The organism is Lampropedia cohaerens (genome assembly GCF_001005215.1).
GTDB classification, from domain to species: domain Bacteria; phylum Pseudomonadota; class Gammaproteobacteria; order Burkholderiales; family Burkholderiaceae_C; genus Lampropedia; species Lampropedia cohaerens.
The window spans coordinates 65900-80817 of record NZ_LBNQ01000024.1 but is presented as its reverse complement, the minus strand read 5'-3'; the positions used below and the strand labels follow the sequence as shown (position 1 = coordinate 80817).

17 protein-coding genes are annotated in these 14918 nt (G+C 61.0%); 10 read left to right on the top strand and 7 right to left on the bottom strand.

Going from position 1 to position 14918, the window contains the following annotated elements; all coding sequences use genetic code 11:
* Positions 1-233 precede the first annotated feature (233 nt).
* Entirely contained in the window at positions 234-1133 is a 900-nt protein-coding gene (locus tag AAV94_RS08320) for a LysR family transcriptional regulator (protein ID WP_231731309.1), read from the bottom strand.
* A 99-nt stretch (positions 1134-1232) separates the two neighbouring features.
* On the opposite strand from AAV94_RS08320, the gene AAV94_RS08315 reads away from it, so the two are divergent.
* The 3 genes from AAV94_RS08315 (at position 1233) to map (ending at position 2847) form a co-directional block, all read left to right on the top strand.
* Positions 1233-1625, top strand: a complete 393-nt coding sequence (locus tag AAV94_RS08315) for a nuclear transport factor 2 family protein (protein WP_046741853.1) — start codon at positions 1233-1235, stop codon at positions 1623-1625.
* 245 nt (positions 1626-1870) lie between these two features.
* Complete coding sequence (locus AAV94_RS08310) at positions 1871-2083, top strand: ParD-like family protein (protein ID WP_001554376.1); 213 nt, start codon at positions 1871-1873, stop codon at positions 2081-2083.
* Positions 2080-2847, top strand: coding sequence for a type I methionyl aminopeptidase (gene map / locus AAV94_RS08305; protein ID WP_001554377.1), 768 nt, complete (start codon positions 2080-2082; stop codon positions 2845-2847). Before AAV94_RS08310 ends, map begins: the two co-directional genes overlap by 4 nt.
* Positions 2848-2975: 128 nt before the next feature.
* Here map and AAV94_RS08300 read toward each other — a convergent pair whose 3' ends face one another.
* Together AAV94_RS08300 and AAV94_RS08295 are read right to left on the bottom strand one after the other, a co-directional pair.
* Entirely contained in the window at positions 2976-3218 is a 243-nt protein-coding gene (locus tag AAV94_RS08300) for a hypothetical protein (RefSeq protein WP_052754977.1), read from the bottom strand.
* Positions 3219-3320: 102 nt separating this feature from the next.
* On the bottom strand, positions 3321-4109 hold the full coding sequence (locus AAV94_RS08295; protein ID WP_046741852.1) for an alpha/beta fold hydrolase: 789 nt from the start codon (positions 4107-4109) through the stop codon (positions 3321-3323).
* Positions 4110-4238: 129 nt separating this feature from the next.
* Between AAV94_RS08295 and AAV94_RS08290 the strand changes: the two genes are divergently transcribed.
* Positions 4239-5165 carry a LysR family transcriptional regulator gene (locus tag AAV94_RS08290; RefSeq protein WP_009618128.1) on the top strand — a complete coding sequence of 309 codons (927 nt, stop codon included), beginning with the start codon at positions 4239-4241 and terminating at the stop codon, positions 5163-5165.
* Between the two features lie 141 nt (positions 5166-5306).
* Here AAV94_RS08290 and AAV94_RS08285 read toward each other — a convergent pair whose 3' ends face one another.
* From AAV94_RS08285 to AAV94_RS08270, 3 genes are all read right to left on the bottom strand, one after another.
* Complete coding sequence (locus AAV94_RS08285; RefSeq protein ID WP_046741851.1) at positions 5307-5882, bottom strand: TetR/AcrR family transcriptional regulator; 576 nt, start codon at positions 5880-5882, stop codon at positions 5307-5309.
* Between the two features lie 83 nt (positions 5883-5965).
* The gene (locus AAV94_RS08280) at positions 5966-6655 is read right to left on the bottom strand and encodes a glutathione S-transferase (RefSeq protein ID WP_046741850.1); all 690 of its coding nucleotides are present in this window, start codon (positions 6653-6655) and stop codon (positions 5966-5968) included.
* Positions 6656-7193: 538 nt separating this feature from the next.
* Entirely contained in the window at positions 7194-8087 is an 894-nt protein-coding gene (locus AAV94_RS08270; RefSeq protein ID WP_032972540.1) for a LysR family transcriptional regulator, read from the bottom strand.
* Between the two features lie 112 nt (positions 8088-8199).
* Here AAV94_RS08270 and AAV94_RS08265 point away from each other — a divergent pair, with 112 nt between their 5' ends.
* The 6 genes from AAV94_RS08265 (at position 8200) to AAV94_RS08240 (ending at position 13972) form a co-directional block, all read left to right on the top strand.
* A complete protein-coding gene (locus AAV94_RS08265) occupies positions 8200-9078 on the top strand; it encodes an alpha/beta fold hydrolase (RefSeq protein WP_046741848.1) in 879 nt (292 codons plus the stop codon).
* 18 nt (positions 9079-9096) lie between these two features.
* Positions 9097-10515 carry a 3-isopropylmalate dehydratase large subunit gene (gene leuC / locus AAV94_RS08260; protein ID WP_046741847.1) on the top strand — a complete coding sequence of 473 codons (1419 nt, stop codon included), beginning with the start codon at positions 9097-9099 and terminating at the stop codon, positions 10513-10515.
* Positions 10512-11147, top strand: coding sequence for a 3-isopropylmalate dehydratase small subunit (leuD, locus tag AAV94_RS08255; RefSeq protein WP_046741846.1), 636 nt, complete (start codon positions 10512-10514; stop codon positions 11145-11147). The genes leuC and leuD overlap by 4 nt, the downstream gene beginning before the upstream one ends.
* A gap of 152 nt (positions 11148-11299) precedes the next feature.
* The gene (locus AAV94_RS08250; protein WP_046741871.1) at positions 11300-11917 is read left to right on the top strand and encodes a TetR/AcrR family transcriptional regulator; all 618 of its coding nucleotides are present in this window, start codon (positions 11300-11302) and stop codon (positions 11915-11917) included.
* 149 nt (positions 11918-12066) lie between these two features.
* Positions 12067-13293 (top strand): MFS transporter, encoded by a 1227-nt coding sequence (locus AAV94_RS08245; protein ID WP_046741845.1) that lies wholly within the window; start codon positions 12067-12069, stop codon positions 13291-13293.
* A gap of 214 nt (positions 13294-13507) precedes the next feature.
* Positions 13508-13972, top strand: coding sequence for a LysR substrate-binding domain-containing protein (locus tag AAV94_RS08240; RefSeq protein WP_052754976.1), 465 nt, complete (start codon positions 13508-13510; stop codon positions 13970-13972).
* On the opposite strand, the gene AAV94_RS08235 is transcribed toward AAV94_RS08240, so the two are convergent.
* On the bottom strand, positions 13962-14915 hold the full coding sequence (locus tag AAV94_RS08235) for an AraC family transcriptional regulator (protein ID WP_046741844.1): 954 nt from the start codon (positions 14913-14915) through the stop codon (positions 13962-13964). The two genes, AAV94_RS08240 and AAV94_RS08235, sit on opposite strands and share 11 nt — an antisense overlap.
* Between the last annotated feature and the right edge of the window lie 3 nt (positions 14916-14918).

The window sequence follows — 14918 nt, the reverse complement described above, 5'->3', positions numbered from 1 at the left end:
TCATGGGTGCGCTAGCCTACAGACTCGGGACGTTTGTGCAACAACGCCCTCAACAGCCCTCCGTTGGAACGGCTCGATCACACTCACCAGCAGCTTCCCCGGCACAATTTCCTGCACACGCCCCAGAAACGCTTCCCATCGGGTCACGCGTTTCCTGCCTGCAAACTCGGCCGATGCGAAACTCAACTACCCGTGGGCTTCGAGAGCCCCTTGAGTACCCGTCATTTCATGCGTCAGAAGGGCCTCGCCGCAATCAGCTGTTCACGCAGCCACTGATGCCCTAAATCTTCGTCAAAGCGCGGATGCCAACCGACCTGCAGCTGGAACGGATCAAATGCGAATGGGAGGTCGAAGCGGTCGATCATGTGATCAAAGCGGTGTAGGAAGCGCTCAGGCAGTGTCGCCAGGCAGTTCGTGCGCTCAAGTATCGGTGGCACCGCTGTGTAGTACTGCACGGATACCGTGGTGTGTCGATAATGCCCCAGCTCTGCAAGAAAATCATCGATCCCACTGTGATAACTGCCATTAGTAGACACCAGCACATGCTCATAAGCGCAGTATTGCTCCAGCGTCATTGCAGCCGTGCCGCGAGGATGCCCCTTGCGTTGGGCCACCTGAAACCTGTCGTCGACCAGATCATGGGTGCGCAAACCAGGGGGCATGAAGGCTCGGGTGCCGATCACCAGATCGATGCGTCCGCGAGCTGTGAGATCCAGGACCTCATCCCGGGGTATCTGGAGCATGGCCAATCGAAGGCCCACATACGACTGCTTCCGAATGCGCTCGATGAGATCCAGTCCAATCGTCATCGCGGCATTGTCATTGAGGGCGATCGTGAAATCGCGCTTGGCCGTGCTGGGATCGAAAGCGTAGGGCGCCTCGACAAGATCCTCAAGCCGTGTCAGCAACTCATGCAGGGGTGATTTCAGCTGCGCTGCACGTGGCGTCAACCGCATACCTCGGCCGCGCTCGGCCGGCACCAGCAAAGGATCATCAAGCACCTGCCGCAAGCGGGCCAGTTGGGCTGAGAGTGCAGGCTGGCTGATGGCTAAGCGTCGTGCTGCACGAGTGACGTTGGCCTCTTCAAGCAGAACATCCAACGACACCAGTAGACCCATGTCGCGCTTCTTCATAACTTGAATCTATTGCTGGCTACTATCGAATATCGATTTTACAGATCCATCCCTGGCGCTGTCCAATCTCGCTGTACACCCCGCTACAGGAGAATAGTCATGCATACCTACGAAACAAAGCTTGCTTTGGCCAAGCAGTTTCATGCCGCACTGACCCGCCGCGACTGGCAGGCGATCCGTAAGCTTCTTACCGACGATGCCACCTGGGTTCTGCCCGGAGACAATCAGATCTCTGGTCCAGCGGTCGGTGCGGAAGCAGTCGTTGCCAGAGCTGAGCTAATTGCCAGCTTCGGCCTGAATTTCGAGCTCAAGCACATCCTGGTAAGCCGGGATAATGTCGCGCTCTTGCTGCATAACACCGCACGCCGGAATGACCTCGTGCTGGACGAACACCTGGCCACGGTCTGCACCCTGCGCGATTGCAAGATCGCTGCTATCGAGACCTACCTGTCCGACCTGCCGGGCATGAATGCCTTTTTTGCCAGGAACTGAAGGTTCAAGGTCAAGGCGACGCCCTCGGCCGAGGGTGATGGAGCTTGGCCGAGCTTGCCGATGCCCATGCCGTCATGGCCCGATCGGTGAACTCGGCCCGCCATTTCTATCGCGCCGAGTCAGGCCTGCGCTACCGGTTCCAAGGAAACCATCATGGCGTCGACTTGATCACGTCAGCGCAGTTCACTTGCGCTACGGCCAAGATGACCATATGATTCATATATGTTTCATATACAACTAGACAGATGGGTATCGTGAACATCGATGATGATCTGCATGACCAACTGCGCAAGGCCAGCGCAGTATCGTGCCGGTCGATCAACGCACAGGCAGCCTTCTGGATCAGGATCGGCATGCTGTGTGAAATGAATCCAACGCAAAGCTTCAACGATATCGTTGCTCGTGAACTGCGGGCCGCGGGCGTTGTGGCGCAACCCATCAAGATGGGGGCGTCATGACCAAACGGCCAGAAGAAATCGCGCTGATGGCGGAGTCAGGCCAGCTTTTGGCACAGGTGTTCAGCCATCTTGATCGGCTGAATCTGATTGGCATGTCCACGATGCAGGTCAATGATCTGGTCGATGACCTCATCGTCCATGAATTCAACGCACGCCCGGCCAGCAAAGGGCAATACGGTTACGCCTACGCGCTAAACGCCTCCCGCAACCATGTGGTCTGCCACGGCGTTCCTTCCGCCGAGGACATCCTGCAGGACGGGGACATCGTCAATTTCGACATCACGCTGGAGAAGAATGGCTACATCGCCGATTCCAGCAAGACCTATCTGGTGGGCCAGGTGTCGCAGCCGGCACGGCGGCTCGTGCAAGTGGCTTATGAAGCGATGTGGAAAGGCATCCAGGCTGTCCGCCCAGGTGCCACGCTCGGTGACGTGGGCCACGCCATCGAGCGGCATGCCCGCAGGAATGGTTATTCGATCGTCCGGGAATACTGTGGGCACGGTATCGGTCGTGAAATGCACGAGGACCCCCAGGTTTTGCACTGGGGCAAGCCGCGAACGGGGCTAGTACTGCGCGAAGGCATGGTTTTCACCATAGAGCCGATGGTGAACCAAGGACGACGTGCCATTCGAACTGAGGACGACGGCTGGACGGTGGTTACGCGCGATGGGCAATTGTCGGCTCAGTTCGAGCATACCGTTGCTGTCACCGGGAACGGTGTGCGTGTCTTGACGCTGCGCCCGGGCGAAAAGGCGTTGCACTGATCCAGTGTGGTAGCGATACGGACTTTCGCCCAGGATCTGACTTTGACTTCGGGTAAGAACACGCCGTTGCCGGCGTGCTCTCGGTGCGTGTCAAGGTAGTTGTCGCCTGATCTCATGCAGCTAATCGGTTACTTGTCATGCTGTCGGCTTTGCCTCGGCGCGCCCGCATCGCGGTCGGGATTGAGGGTGACGGCGCCAACGCGGCTCCAGTTGCGGGTCGGTCCGGTCCTGCGCTGCGGATGACGCTGGCGGGCAAGCTCGTATACCCATCTGCGTGCCTGCAACTGGACCTCATCCTGGCCGGCATGGCGAACGGCCGGGGCCACGAAGCGCAGCCCGCTGTGCAGGTGCTCGTGGTTGTACCAGTGCACGAACTGCGCCGCCCACGTCCGTGCAACGCCCTTCGGGGGGCGAGCTTTTCGCCGCGTATTAGCTGCGAGGCGCTTCGATTGCGCCCCGCCGCAATGTCCGCTTCACCCTCTCTCAGGCAACGAACGGCAGAAATGCTCAATCAATGGAGTCAATGCATCCGGTGTTTCTAACATAGGCAAATGCCCTGTACCTGGTACTACGGTCATGACGGCTTGCGATATGCGAGGAAGTAATTCTTTCCTCAGTACCTCGGGCGAATCCACGCGATCCCGCTCGCCTGCAATAACAAGCGTAGGTACGTCTATGGCACCTACCTGCCCAGTGATGTCTTCCAAGCTGGTCGCTCTGGGCCAAGCTAGCTTGGCCGCTGGCGCGCCACGCAAGCTGTCCGCGATCACTTGTTCGCGATCCTCCGCTGACAGCGGGAGGGCCGTCAGCACGTTATCGATAGTCGCCTCCACTGTTTCACGGTTTGCGTAGGCTCCTGCCATCATTTCGCGTGCCTCTTTCGGCAAGATCATTGGCGATGGCGGTGAAGGAGCGACGAGAACCAGCCCGACCAGTCCGACAGGCCGCCGCGACGCCATAAGCTGAGCAACCTTGCCTCCCATAGAGTGACCGATCAGAACGTAGCGCTTCGGGTGCAGCGCTGCGATCACGCCCTCCGCATCGGCTGCAAGGTCTGCCAGCCCGTAGCCCATCGAAGGCGCGTCGGATTGACCCCAGCCGCGATGATCGAGAGCAAGCGTATGGAAGTTCGGCGCCAGCCTGGAGCAGACATGCTTCCAAGTGCGAGACGAGCCGCCCCAGTAATGCAGAAAAACGAGTGACGGATCGCCTTGCCCTTGTTCCTCGACATGGATCTCTATGCCGTTCGATTCGACCTTCATTGGAACATCCTTTTGCTAAAGCCCACCGGGGATCGGCTGGCTACAGTGCTAGGCTAGACCCATTCCGTTCGGCCGATAATTGGCCTAGATTTATTACCACCTGATAATCAGGATATCGAATGAGGTGGTATGGATAGATTGCTCAGCATGGCGGTGTTCGTCTCCGCAGTCGAAGAAGGCAGCTTGGTAAGCGCCGCTCGGCGGTTTGGCCTGTCACCCTCGATGGCGGGCAAGCACGTTTCCGCGATCGAGGGACAGTTGAAAGTTCGGTTGCTTCAACGCAGTACGCGCAAGTTGACGCTAACAGATGTAGGGCGGTCCTACTACACGCGATGCAAGCGCTTACTGGAAGAGTACGAGGACGCGAATCGCGAAGCCCAGGACGCGCAACAGAGTGTGCGTGGAATGTTGCGCGTGGCTGCGCCGACAACCTTTGGGGCACTGCATCTTGGTCGCGTTGTATCGAATTATCTGGCTGAATACCCCGATGTCTCGATCGAGACCACGCTGAGCGATCGCTATGTCGATCTACTGGCAGATGGCATCGACATTGCTATCCGCATCGGCCGTCTGCAAGACTCCGATCTCGTTGCTCGGCGGCTCGCCTCGTGTCGCATGATGTTCTGCGCAGCGCCATCCTTTTTGGCACGACATGGCGAGCCGAAAACCGTCGAACAGCTCCGCCAGGCACCTCGGCTCGCTTTCTCCCAGGCGGTTTCAGCCGGAGACTGGAGCGTCACGGATGCTAACGGCCAGACCCATCACATTGATGGTGCGATCCGGCTCGCTGCAAACAACATGCAGATGCTGCTAGCGGCAGCGCTGACAGGGGCGGGGGTGGTCTACGGCCCCAGCTTCGTGTTCGAGCAGTCCATCGCCAGCGGTGCGCTTCGTGTCCTGCTGGCCGACCACAAAACAACTGATTTGGCGATTCATGCCATCTATCCGAGCAAGCGGCATGTGTCGTTGAAAGTTCGCCGCTTCATCGAGCATCTGAGCATGAGCTTCGGCGACACGCAGCCATGGGATCTCATGCATAGGAGCACTACGGCTTGAGGTTGCCCCTGAGCCCTGGAATGCATAGCCCCAGCCCTGAGAATGCCGGGCGTTGGACGCGCCCCAAACGTAGCGTGGCGGTTGCCTTGCTCAAACAGCAGTCGAGCGCTTGTCTTCGTGGTGCGTCCGCTGGCCTCGCCTCTAGGCCGGCAGAAGCCCGGTTGCCCTGTAGTTCGTGATCAACGTATCGAAAAGACTTAAGTCGGAACGCCCACGTGCCATCAGCTGCGCTCCTGTGATTGCAGCATAGATGGCCTGCGCGCGTTCTTTCGCGATGTTCGGATTGACAATCCCGGCGCTCGCCAAAACCTTAGCCAGCCATGTGATATGCACATCGGAGAATGTTCGAACTTCTTGCCTCACATTCTCGGGAAGGTCATCGTATTCAGCCGTCATGAAACTGCACAGGCAGATGCGGTTGTCGTTCTCCAGCGCCTTCCTGAACATATCGGGATATCTGCGCAAACAATCTGTGGGTTCCGGAAACCGATTCAACAGTTCTTCCAATTGCGTCGCCGAATTGTTCCAGTATCGTCTGGCAACTGCAGCAGCAAGAGCCGCCTTGCTCGGGAAATGATGGTAAAGACTTGCAGGTTTGACGCCGACTTCTTCGGCCAAGCGGCGAACGTTCAAGCCACCGTAACCGTGCGCCTGGGCGATTCGCGTTGCAATGGACAAGATCTTGTCACTGGAGTTCGTGTTTCTCTGACTCTCCACGGCTGTCGCCCTCGACTTGTGTAATAACGCTCCACGGCGGTATTTTGTCTTGCGAACGTCTGGTTACGAATACGTCGAACGGCCTACCTGCGAGCAAATGCGGGTTGGCTATTTACGCTGGGGCGCATTTTCATCCTTTCGTACCATGCCAAGAGCGCCGTGCATTCGGCGGGTACCGCCAAGTCGACGATATCAGCGAATACCAGTCCGGCGATGACCGTAATGTCGGCCATGGAGAACGCGTCGCCGGCAACATAAGCTCGCTTGCGAAGCACATCATCGAAATAATGCATGCCACGCAAGGCCTTGTCGCGCTGCCTGAGCCCCCATTCCCGGTTCTGGTATTGCTCCACCAGTGGCCCCAAACCCGGCGTTCCGTGGTGGAAGTAAACACTGATGGCGTCAAGCAGCTCCAGTTCGGCGCGCTTGCTCATCATGTGAATCATTCCCCTCTCGAACGCTGTGGAGCCCGTCAAAACCGCACCGCCGACAAGCGCATCGAGATACTCCGTGATGGCGGTGCACTCGGCAATGCACGTTCCATCCGCAAGCTCAAGCACCGGAACCGTTCCGGAGTAGTTTTTATCCGAGATGAACCTGGGATCCTTGTGCGCCCCCTTGCGGAGATCAACCATCACGAACTCCACGCGTGACTGGAGGTTTTTTTCTGCCAAGGCGATCCGGACACGCGTCGGGTAAGGGCCCCGAGGGAAATCGTAGATCTTCAGCGGAAATCCCACCTCACCATCGACTGGTCTTGCAACCGCACTCATTCGAGAACTCTCCATGGGGTGAATTCGTATCGGTCAACAACCGATAACGGCCCGAGAATACCTAACGATCGTTAGTTCAAATGCTATTCTGTAGCAATGGCGATGTCAACTGCATCGCCGTCGCACCTGCCGGTCTAGCCATGCAATCGTTTGCGCTCCCCAGCGATACCTCATTCGCCTCCGACCGCTGGGTTGCATGCTTGCGTGACCAAGCGCACCGGGATGGGGTTCGTCAACGAGATTGTGCGCATCACAAAAGAAGCAATGAAGTCCGTTGCCGCGGCTGTTGCTGGACTCTGGCGGCGCAACCTCGGCGAGGGCTCAAGCGCGATCTCGCCCAGCGCAGTCTGCTGCCGGGGATAGTGGAATCGGCGTTGGCGATGGGGCATTGCAACAGTGCCGATGTGTGATCCGCCTGGCATCGGCCTCTGGATGACGACTGCATCCACATCGGCAACGCCAATCGAGTGCGTGATCGCCTTTGGCGTCACGATGACTCCTCCCATGGAAATGCTTATTGCTGCCTTTTGATGGCGTTTCAACTCGTCGCCAAATATTTTGCCGTGAAGTCAAGAAACGCGCGCACTTTGGCGGACGACACCTCGCTGCGTTCCAGGTAGGTCGCGTAGATGTCGGCGTTGGGTAGCTTCCAGTCACCCAGTAATGGGATCAGTTCGCCCCGGGCCAGGTAGGGTGCGATTTCCCACGCTGAGCGGATGGCGATGCCATGGCCGTCCAGCGTCCAACGCAGCACGGCGTTGCCATCGTTGCTCGATAGCACATTGTCGACTTTGACCGTCTCGGTGGACTTTCCGCGGCGGAAATGCCAAGCGCCGTAGGCCGCATCGTTTTCCCGAACGATCAAGCAGGCGTGACGCACCAAGTCGTGCGGAATGTTCGGCTTACCGTTCCGGGCAACATAGGCCGGCGAAGCGCATACAAGACGGTGATTGCGCAGCAACAACCTTGCATTGATCCGGGTGCTGGGAGGATCGCCGAAGCGGATGCCGATGTCATAACCGTGTTCGCGCAGGTTCAAGGGCTGGTCGGTCAATTGCAGTTGCACCCGTATGGCGGGATAGCGGGCAACGAACGCCGAAATGGCCGGTGCCACCCGTGCACGACCGAAACCGTATGAGGCATTGACACGGAGCAGTCCGGCCGGTTCGGCATGGCCGCGGATCAGCACTTGCTCAAGTTCCTGCAATTCCCCGAGCAGGCGTGATCCCTCGGCCAGGTAGCGTTCGCCCTCCGGCGTGAGCGTCAGGCGTCGTGTCGTGCGATGAGTCAGGCGCACGCCGAGCCGCTTTTCCAAATGCGCCAAGCGCTTGCTGACCGCTGGCGGAGTGACGCCAAGTTCGCGCGCGGCCGCAGCCAAGCTGCGATGGCGCGCCACTAAGGTGAAAAGGCGGATGTCGGAGAACTCGGACATGATGCTCCAATTCATTCTCATAAGTTATTAATTGAATAAATATAATTCAATAACGCCGTTCTGATTCATGAATAGAATGGCCGTCGGAACATGGAGAACATGGAGGCAAGGAATGTTCGAAGGCTTTTCCGACGTATCCGCCACGGTCGATGGCATCAAGATCCATGCGTTGATGGCCGGCGCCGGGCCGGCGCTGCTTCTGCTGCATGGACACCCTCAGACACACGCGATCTGGCACAAGGTGGCTCCGACGCTGGCGCGGCAATTCACAGTTGTCGTTGCGGACCTGCGCGGCTATGGCGACAGCGGGAAACCGCCAGGCGAGCCAGACCACGCCAACTACGCCAAGCGTCGGATGGCCTTGGACCAAGTGCGATTAATGCAGGCGCTGGGCCTGCCGACGTTCGCGGTGATCGGTCATGACCGGGGTGGTCGGGTCGCGGCGCGGATGGCGCTGGATCATCCAGATGTGGTATCCCGCCTGGTCACGCTGGATGTGGCACCCACGCTGGCGATGTACCAGCAGACCTCATTCGAATTCGCGCGCGCCTACTGGCACTGGTTCTTCCTCGTGCGACCGTCGCCTTTCCCAGAGACGTTGATCCGGGCCGACCCGGATCTCTACCTGAAGCAGACCATGGGTGCCCGCAGTGCCGGCCTGAAGCCTTTCGCGCCGGAGGCCTATGCTGCCTATCTGCGTTGCCTGTCCGATCCGGCAACCGCACATGGCATCTGCGAGGACTACCGTGCCTCGGTAGGGATCGACCTCGAACACGATCAGGCCGATCTTGCCGCGGGCAAGCAGATCCAATGTCCCTTCCTGGCATTGTGGGGACGCGATGGCGTGATCGAACGGTGCTTCGACCCTCTGGCCGAGTGGCGCCGCTGGAATCCCGGCGTAAAGGGTATGGCGCTGCCCTGCGGCCACTACATCCCGGAGGAAGCGCCCGAGGTGTTGCTCGATCACGCCCTCGCCTTCCTGACTTCCTGACTGTCCGCGAGCCTGCCCATGCCAGCGACGACGCTTTACCGGAAACTGGTCGATTCGCACACCGTCGAACGCTTGGACGTCGACAACGTGCTGCTATATGTCGACCTGCACATCATGAACGAATACACCAGCCCACAAGCTTTTGCAGGACTGGCGCAACGTGGATTGCGGGTGCGGCGCCCACACCAGCAAATGGGCGTGGTCGATCACGTCATTCCCACGAGTCCCATGCCTATCGCGGCGCGCACGATCAACATCCCCCCCGCTGCGCGGCAGGCGGCAAACTTTTCCCGCAACTGCGCCGAGCAAAGAATCAAGCTGTTCGACGTACGCGATCCCATGCAAGGCATCGAGCATGTGGTCGCGCCAGAACTTGGCCTGATCCGACCCGGCATGGTCGTGTTGTGTGGTGACAGCCATACCACGACCTATGGTGCCCTCGGGGCACTCGGGTTCGGGATCGGCACATCGGAGGTGGAGCATGTGCTTGCTACCCAGACGCTGGTGTATCGCGTGGCCAAGGACATGCGAATCCAAGTCGATGGTCGACTGCCTCTGGGGACGACGTCCAAGGACCTGATCTTGCACATCATCGCCAAGATCGGAGCACAAGGCGCGCGTGGCTATGCGGTCGAGTATGTCGGCGAAGCTATCACCGCACTGTCCGCCGAGGCGCGCATGACCTTGTGCAACATGACTGTGGAAGCCGGTGCCCGCGCCGCGCTGATCGCGCCAGACGCGATCACGTCCGACTACGTGTGCGAGCGGATCTGTGATATGGATGACACTGCGCTGGCGGCCGCTCGTGCCGCGTGGAGGCAACTCCGCACCGACGCATCGGCGCGTTTCGATGCCGAGCATCGCTTCGATGCTTCCGAGGTCGCCCCCTATGTCACCTGGGGGACCAGTCCCGACCAGGCGCTGCCGGTGAATGGCACCGTGCCGCCATTGAGCGACGCCTCGGGTGATATCGAGAAGGCAACTTGGCACAAGGCGCTGGATTACATCGGCTTGGCGCCTGGCACGCCGATCGAAGGTATTCCGATCGACCGCGTGTTCATCGGTTCGTGTACGAATGCCCGCATCGAGGACCTGCGCGAGGTGGCGCGGGTGGTGCGGGGGCGCAAGGTTGCACCAAGCGTGCGGGCGATGGTGGTGCCTGGCTCCGGGCTGGTCCGTGACCAGGCCGAACGCGAAGGGATCGCGCAGGTGCTGGTCGAGGCAGGGTTCGAATGGCGACAGCCGGGCTGTTCGATGTGCCTGGCGATGAACGACGACGTACTCGCGCCGGGCGAGCGTTGCGCCTCCACGACCAATCGCAACTTCGAGGGTCGGCAGGGCCGGGGCAGCCGCACGCATCTGATGAGTCCGGCCATGGCTGCCGCTGCCGCAATCGCCGGACGCATCGTCGACATTCGCAAGGAGTTCCGCGCATGAGCGAAACGCACCGTATCGCAGGCGTGGCGGCGCCATTGCCAATCGGCAACCTGGACACCGATCAGATCATGCCCAAGCAGTTCCTGCTGGGGATCGACAAGAGCGGATTGGCAGACGGACTGCTGCATGACCTGCGTTTCGACACCGAAGGGCGGCTTCGCCCGGACTTCGTGCTCAACCGTCCGGAATATCGCGGCGCGCGCATTCTGTTGGGCGGGGCGAACTTCGGCTGCGGATCGAGCCGGGAGCACGCGGTATGGGGATTGCAGCAGGCCGGGTTCGATGCTGTCGTCGCGCCGAGTTACGGAGAGATCTTCTATTTCAATGCGATGAACAATCGCCTGCTGCTTGTCACCTTGCCGCCGGAGCAGGTCCAGGCGTTGATGGACAGCGTGGCGCATGGCCAGGACAAGCGCCTGACCATCGACGTGGAGAAGCAAATCGTTTCCACGCCGCAGGGCGATGAATATCCCTTCGATTTGCAACCCAGGCAGAAGCGGATGCTGGTCGATGGCTTGGACATGATCGGCATGACCTTGCGCGATGCAGCAGCCATCGACCGGTTCGAAGCTGAGCATTGGCAGGTATCTCCTTGGTGCAGGATCGACCTCACCCAGGTGCGGGAAAGATAAAACGGTACGCCTCCCAGGCCGCACGAGCGGCCGCCAGCTCAACGTCCCGCGCACATTGGAAGTGACATTCCTCTTCAGCAGTGATGACGGCTCGCCCAAACCTCCGGTGAAGTGCTATATTAGGAAACGATCGATTCCATATAATGGCCAGCATGGTTGTCCAATCTTCCTCATCGCTTCCACGCAGCAGGGGCCGTCCCCGCGAATTCAACGCCGACAAGGTGCTTGACCAAGCGATCCGCGTCTTCAGTGAGCGCGGCTATGCCGGTGCGTCGATCACCGACCTGACCCGTGCCATGCGACTGGCCCAGGGCAGCCTCTACAAAGCGTTCAAGGACAAGCAATCGCTTTTCCTGGCGGCGTTGGATCGTTACCGCACCCAGCGAACGCAAAATCTGCGCCAGACCATCAACAACGGCGGCACAGGCCTAGAGCGCCTGCACGCCGCACTGACCTTCTATGCCGAGTCCGCACACGGCACCACAGGACGGCAAGGCTGTCTGGTCGTCGCTAGTACGGTGGAGCTTTCGACGTTAGACAAGTCCGTGGCCGATCACGTCGCCGCTGCGCTGGCCCGCAATGAGGCCATGCTGGCCGACCTGATCCGCCAGGGGCAGGCGGACGGCTCGATCAAGATCCATGTCGATGCCGAAGCCACGGCGCGGATGCTGCTGTGCCTGACGCAAGGCATGCGAGTGGTCGGCAAGACCGGGCGCAGCCGTGCACAGATGCAGGCCGTCGTGACGACCGCGCTCAAGGCGCTAGCCTGATATTTTTTTCCTAATTTAGGAAACGTTTGTTTCCAATTAAATCAGGGAGAAACTTCATGAAGTTCGCTTTTCGAAAGCCTCGCGCACGGCGAGATCCATCTGTACGGGACAGCGTTATCGCGCAGCCCCACGCGCCGGGTCAGACAGGCATGACGGGGGAAGATCACGCCCCAACTGCACCAGCAAGGCTGACGCTGCTGCTGGCGGTGGCCTGCGGCCTGGCCGCCGCCAATCTGTACTACGTGCAGCCGCTGGCCGGCCCGATCGCCATGGCGCTGGGACTGTCGCCGCAGGCAGCCGGCCTGAGCGTGACGCTGACCCAGCTTGGCTACGGGCTAGGCCTGCTGTTGCTCGTGCCGCTCGGCGACCTGATCGAGAACCGCCGGCTGACGCTTGGTTTACTGGGGCTGGCGGCGATGGCGCTGCTGGGTGCTGGGCTGGCGCGCCAGCCGTTGCCGTTCCTAGCGGCGGCGCTGGGCATCGGCCTGGGCACTGTAGCTGTGCAGGTGCTGGTGCCCTATGCTGCGCATCTGGCGCCCGAAGCGTCGCGCGGCCGTGCAGTGGGCAACGTGATGAGCGGGCTGATGCTCGGCATCATGCTGGCGAGGCCGGTCGCCAGCTTCATCGCTGATCTGGCCTCGTGGCATGCTATGTTCCTGCTGGCGGCAGCCGCCATGCTGGTGCTGATCGTAGTGTTGGCCCGCACGCTGCCGGCTCGTCAGCCCAGTCTCGGCCTGCACTACAGTGGCCTGCTCGCTTCCATGGGACATCTTCTGCGCGATACCCCGGTGTTGCGCCGCCGCGCGCTCTACCATGCCGCGCTGTTCGCGGCGTTCAGCGTGTTCTGGACAACGGTGCCGCTGCTGCTAGCCGGCCCGGCGTTCGGGCTGTCGCAAAGCGGCATCGCGCTGTTCTCTTTGGCAGGGGCCGCGGGCGCGGTCGCCACGCCACTGGCCGGGCGCATTGCCGACCTGGGTCACAGCCACAGGGCCTCCGCGCTGGCGATGGGTATGGTGGCGCTGGCGTTCCCCTTGACGCACCTGGCGCAACCCGGTTCCGGCTGGGCGCTGGGCCTGCTCGTGCTAGCCGCAATCGTGCTGGATTTTGGTGTCGCGGCCAATTTGACGCTGGGCCAGCGCGCTATCTTCATGCTGGGCGCGAACATGCGTGGTCGACTCAATGGCCTCTATATGGCGGCATTCTTCCTGGGTGGCTCGCTCGGCTCGGCGTTTGGCGCATGGGCCTATGCCCACGGTGGCTGGACGTGGACCTCCGGTTTGGGGGCCGCACTGCCGGTGGCAGCCCTGGCATATTGGACGACGGAGAAACGCCTGGGGCGATTCCAACAAGTCACAACCAACGAGGCATGTCGATAACGACGATTGCATGGGACGACTTCATGACGATGACATTGCGCGTGGGTCGCAATCATCAAGGCTAAGGCGTTGCCGAAGCACTCAAGCCGGACTACAAACTGCTGATTGATTTCGGAAGAAGTCGGGCTGATCACATCGGAGTGCCTAGGGATCCTCTGAACAAGACTCCGACTTGAACAATGCGACTGAGCTTGTGCTGGCATTTGGATCATGGATGCCCATCCACTTGCCTCCACTGGCCCTTTCAAGCCGGAATCGCCTGGAAATTCCCTCGCTTGCCGTTCTTCGGCACGGCACGCCCCGCGAGCCGGCTGATCTGGCCGGTCACGAATGTGTGGGCTTTCCGGCATGGCCGTCGGCATTCAGCCGGCAATGGCGTTTCGTACGCGATGGCGCCGAGCACGCGGTGGCGGTGGGCAGCCGGCTCAACCTTAGTGACTGGGGCGCGATGTACGCCGCCGCGCTCGACGGCTATGGCATCGTGTTCGGCTACGAGCGTGCGGTGGCGACCGACTTGGCGGCTGGCCGGCTGGTACGCGTGCTGGAGGGCTATGAGTTGCCGGCCCGCCCCATGCACTTGTTGTACGCGGCTGACCGCCGCATGACGCCCAAGCTCCGCGCCTTTGTGGATTGGATGCTGCGCGCTCTCGGGCCGGATGCGCCTGCGTTCAGTGCGTAACGGCAGCGACCTCAAGCTGGGCAGGTTCTATCAGCGCGAAGGCCGAACGCATTTCGCGCGCTTCCTCGCCCGGGCTGCGGCCGAACATCCGCTTGAACTCGCGGTTGAACTGCGAGGGGCTTTCGTAGCCCACGCGCGCGGCCGCGCCGGCGGCGGTGACGCGGTCACGGATCATCATCAGCCGCGCCTGGTGCAGCCGCACCGACTTGATGTACTGGATCGGCGAGGTCGCGGCAACGGCCTTGAAGTGGGCGTGGAAGGCCGGCACGCTCAGGCCGGCTTCGTCGGCCAGGGTCGCCACGTCCAGCGGCTGGGCGTAGTCGTGGTGGATGCGCCGCAGCACCCGCGCGATGCGCTCGAAGCTGCCCTGGCTAGCCAGCGCCGCGCGGATGGCGCCGCCTTGTTCGCCGATCAGCACGCGGAAGCACAGCTCGCGCACGATGCCCGGCCCCAGCACCCGCGCCTGCAATGGCGAGCACAGCACCCGCAGCAGGCGTAGGGTGGTGTCGGCCAGGGCCTCGTCCAGCGGTGTGGAGACGATGCCGGCCGGCACGAGGGCGGACGCGACGCGGCTGGTTTGCTGGTCGACCTCCACGATCAGATCAGCCACGGCGGTCTTGTCCAGGCGCACGGATACGGCCAGCAAGGGCTCCTCCGGGCTGGCGTCGGTCTCGGTCGAGAACGGTAGCGGCACCGACAGCACCAGATAGTGCTGCGGGTCGTAATGGTAGACGCGATCGGCCAGGTAGCCGCGCTTGTGGCCCTGGCAGACGATGACGATGCTCGGCTCGTACAGCACGGGCGTGCGTCCCAGCGGGCGATCGGCGCGCATCAGGCGCACGCCGTCGAGCAGCGAGCGGGTGTGGCCTTCGTGCGGGGCCAGTTGCAGGATCAATTCGGCCATTTCCGCCTGTCGTGACAGGTCGGGTTGTGGGTCGGGCATGGC